Origin of the sequence: Candidatus Stygibacter australis (assembly GCA_030765845.1) — a bacterium.
Taxonomy (GTDB): domain Bacteria; phylum Cloacimonadota; class Cloacimonadia; order Cloacimonadales; family TCS61; genus Stygibacter; species Stygibacter australis.
Genome location: JAVCDJ010000080.1, coordinates 1 through 3,835, shown reverse-complemented (window position 1 = coordinate 3,835; position 3,835 = coordinate 1). Strand labels below are relative to the sequence as shown.

The window sequence follows — 3,835 nt, the reverse complement described above, 5'->3', positions numbered from 1 at the left end:
TTTAAACTCATCAAAAGATAATCTCTTCAATTCCTCTCCATCACAGATATTATGTTCAAATTTGCTGATGCACCTATATTCTTCAGAATCTTTAAGTATTATGCAGAAATTAGTGTCAATATCATTTTTGTAGATTGATAAAACATTCTTCAGGAATTTTAATAATTGAGTTTTTCCTGCTCCGTTTTCTCCAACTATTCCGGTTATATTTATTATATTCTGACCCCGCTTTATAAATTCTAATACAACAATCATTTTGTTATCATTATCTTTATAACTCAGATAAATTGTATCCTTATCTTTATCCAATTCTATTTTCTTGTAAACTCTATCTCCACCAAAATTAAATCCCCGATCTTTAAACACATTATAATCTTCAATCCATAAATATAATAATTCCATAAACTCTCCTTTTACCTTTCAACATAACTTGCACATCTAAATCCAGCAACTTCACCATGATAGGATGGTCCAAGATCAAGCCTGTACCACATCAGTAAAAAATAACTGAGTGAACCCCAGTGTCCTCCCCTAATTACTCGAGCATCTGATTCCTCACTGAACCAACTATTTGTCCATTCCCAGACATTTCCACACATATCATAACAACCATAAGGCGAATGACTATCAAATGTGTTATTTTGTCCATTAAAGTAGCCTACTGGTGAAGTTCCGTTATCCCATGGGTCTCCACTATTGGAATAGTTAGCATTAAATCCTGTAAGATTGATACCCCAAGGGTAGTTAAATCCAGTCATCCCTCTCGCAGCTTTTTCCCATTCATACTCGGTTGGCAGTCTCCAGCCATAATATTCAGCATAAGCATTAGCTCCAAACCAACTAATCTCTACAACAGGATGATCTTCATACTCTTCATCTAATATAAGTGATGTTCCATCCCATGAAATCCTTCCATCTGCATCTAATCTATAATAATCATATTCACCTGCCGAATAATACTCATCTCCATCATAATAACCTGAAATTGACGTGCTACTTATGTTTACATCTCCACTTAATAAAGCAGATTGCAGATATATCAAATAATTCTGATTTGTTACTTCGTTTTTCATGATATCATAATCATATTCACTCTTCTCTTGCTTACTGAATCCTGATTCTAACATTCTCATAAGGATTAAATTCTAATTTGAACTGCAGGCAATGCGGAAGCCAAGACCACGGTAGCTATCGCTAGGATAGTAGTAGTTTCGATCAGCTATCCGGCAATAACTAATGCTATAGTACCAGCAACCACCTCGTATCACTTGAGAAGATCCCGTGACCGGACCATAGGGATTAACAGATGTACTTGAATTGTAATAACTTACTGAATACCAGTCATTACACCATTCGTACACGTTTCCACTCATGTCATAAATACCCAGCTGATTAGCCTCTTTTGTTCCTACTTCATGTGTCTGGGACTCTGAATTTGAAGAATACCAAGCATAATCTCCCAGATTATCGGTTGTACCGCTGTATCTGTAGTTATCCATCCAGTTCACTCCTCCTCTCGCTGTATACTCCCATTCTGCTTCTGTAGGTAATCTAAAGCCATTGGCATTAAAATCACAACTCCAGTCATCCAAATTATAGCAGGGAGTAAGATCTTCCTGCTCACTCAGCGCATTGCAATACTCTATAGCATCATACCAAGTTATAAAATATACTGGGTAATTATCACCCACACCATAATCATGAGCTGGATTACTACCCATTAATTCTTCATACTCACCCTGCTTAACTTCATACTGCCCAATAAAGAAACTGCTGAGAGTAACCTCATGAACTGGCAGCTCATCTGAATAGCCCTCATTATAATGGTCCCCCATCTCAAATGAACCTCCTTCTACATAGTTCATATTCTCCATTCCCCAAAAAACCACATTGGAATATACTGACTCATATTCTTGAAAATAAGCTTTAATTCTATATCTGTCCAAATGAACACATTCATCATCTGTCCATTCCCTGATTTCTGGAGCAATATTCTCAGTATATAATTCCCATGTACCTTCTTCAGCTTTCTTCTCTATCCCAAATCCTGTTATGCCTTCTAAATCATATTCCCAGGTTAATCTGATTTCATTTTCATTGATAATTTCTAACGAAAGATTTTTCGGAGCTGGTATATTATTATCAATAATATCTGACTGAATTGATGCTGATTCCATCCCTTCATAATAGGCATAAACCCGATACTGAAAATTCTGATTGATTTCCGAATTTTCATCAGCCCAGTATACAATATCTTCTGATGTAATGGCATAGTTTTCTGACCATTCATTATCTCCTACTTTCTTATCTATCTTAAAACCCTGTTCTCCATCAGTATTGTCCTCCCAATATATTGCAAGCCGATTGATTGCTATTATCTCATAATTTAAATTTGATGGAGCATTTAGAATTTGATTATTAGTAAATACTGTACCGGAATATTCCTCACCAACATAAGTCTTAATTCTGTAATAAACAATATTTTCATCCCGGCTGTATTCCCATTCATCATGATAACTTTCTATATTCTCACTCAATACCGCAATCTGAATATACTCTCCCTCTTCTATTTTTCTTTCCAATATAAATCCATCTTCCCCTACAATATAATCCTGCTCCCAGCTTAGATTATAGCAATGTACATTCTCTTGAACAACATTAAAATCCGTCGGAACAGGAATAATATTATCCAGTATCACTGAATTCACATAATCAGACTCATTCTCACCTGCTACAGCTTTTATTTTATACTGGATATGTTTATTTACTGCTGCTGCCGTATCCAGCCATGTTCTCTCATCAGGAGAAACCATTATTTCTTCCTGCCACACGGTATCATCGCGACGGTTGATCATAAAGCCTTCAATATTATCCAGTTCATAATCCCAGCTCAATAGTTTACAGGTAAGTGAAATATCATCCAAACTGCTGATTTCCGGCTCTGGCAGATCAAAACCAGGGTCATAAGGATTATCCCTGATCGGTTCCTCGCTACATGATAACAGTAATAATAAAATAGAGATCAAGGCAAAATATTTCATATAAGTACTTCCCCGTTATTATCTTAGTCAATTATCCGTATAATTGGAATTCTCAACTCACTGTCAAGTCAAAAAGGCAAATGTAAGTCATGAGTTTTGACTGGTACTCCAGATAAGACTTCTGAACGATAACTGCTACCTAACTCCAATTAATAAAGTCACTCCTTTTGTCCTCTTCTCACGTCTCACGTCTCTACGTTTTAACTTCAATCTGTTCCTCCCTCAATCCCTCTTTCCCTCAAACTTCCTCCTCTTCAATCAATCCCAATTCCAGCGCAATATCTTTCGTTAACTTCGATAAAGGTCTGTTACCTAATTCTTTATCATGATAATAATTGCAAAATGCTAACCTATAAATTTCTTCTTTCGTGGGCTTAATTTTAATTTTCCCATCATCACTATTTTCATGATCAGTAAATATATTTATAATTGAATTAACGTAACTGTCAGGACACATCTTCTTTTTCGCAATCAATTCTGCTACAATATCTTTGTGAGCATTATTGTAAATTTCCTCAATAGCAAATAATTCGTTATTCTTCTTTATACACTGAGATTTTTCACTTTTCTCATTAATATTCAACTTAATGTTTATGCTATCTTCCGAAGGTATAAAGTCTAAAATGCCTGAACTTTGAATATCATAACTGAATGTACCATCTTTCCCGAATCCATCAATGTAGGGATGGAGATAGTCTGCAAGTAATTTTGAATTCTTATTTGGTGTACCTTTATCAGATTTTTTATGATTACAATTGTGACATGAAGGTATCAAATTGAAAAAAGATAACTGC

4 protein-coding genes are annotated in these 3,835 nt (G+C 35.3%); all 4 read right to left on the bottom strand.

All coding sequences use genetic code 11. The features are described 5' to 3' along the window. Nucleotides 1-402: hypothetical protein (locus RAO94_04670; GenBank protein MDP8321629.1), on the bottom strand; the 402-nt coding region annotated here is incomplete at its 3' end. A gap of 11 nt (nucleotides 403-413) precedes the next feature. Next, a complete protein-coding gene (locus RAO94_04665) occupies nucleotides 414-1,127 on the bottom strand; it encodes a formylglycine-generating enzyme family protein (GenBank protein ID MDP8321628.1) in 714 nt (237 codons plus the stop codon). An 18-nt stretch (nucleotides 1,128-1,145) separates the two neighbouring features. Beyond that, nucleotides 1,146-3,041, bottom strand: coding sequence for an SUMF1/EgtB/PvdO family nonheme iron enzyme (locus RAO94_04660; GenBank protein MDP8321627.1), 1,896 nt, complete (start codon nucleotides 3,039-3,041; stop codon nucleotides 1,146-1,148). Nucleotides 3,042-3,279: 238 nt separating this feature from the next. Next, nucleotides 3,280-3,835 (bottom strand): hypothetical protein (locus RAO94_04655; protein MDP8321626.1); only part of this gene is annotated, 556 nt, incomplete at its 5' end.

Excerpts from the sequence above, each read along its gene's own strand:
- RAO94_04665 (MDP8321628.1), bottom strand. The coding sequence starts at position 1,127 with ATGTTAGAATCAGGATTCAGTAAGCAAGAGAAGAGTGAATATGATTAT.
- RAO94_04660 (MDP8321627.1), bottom strand. The coding sequence starts at position 3,041 with ATGAAATATTTTGCCTTGATCTCTATTTTATTATTACTGTTATCATGT.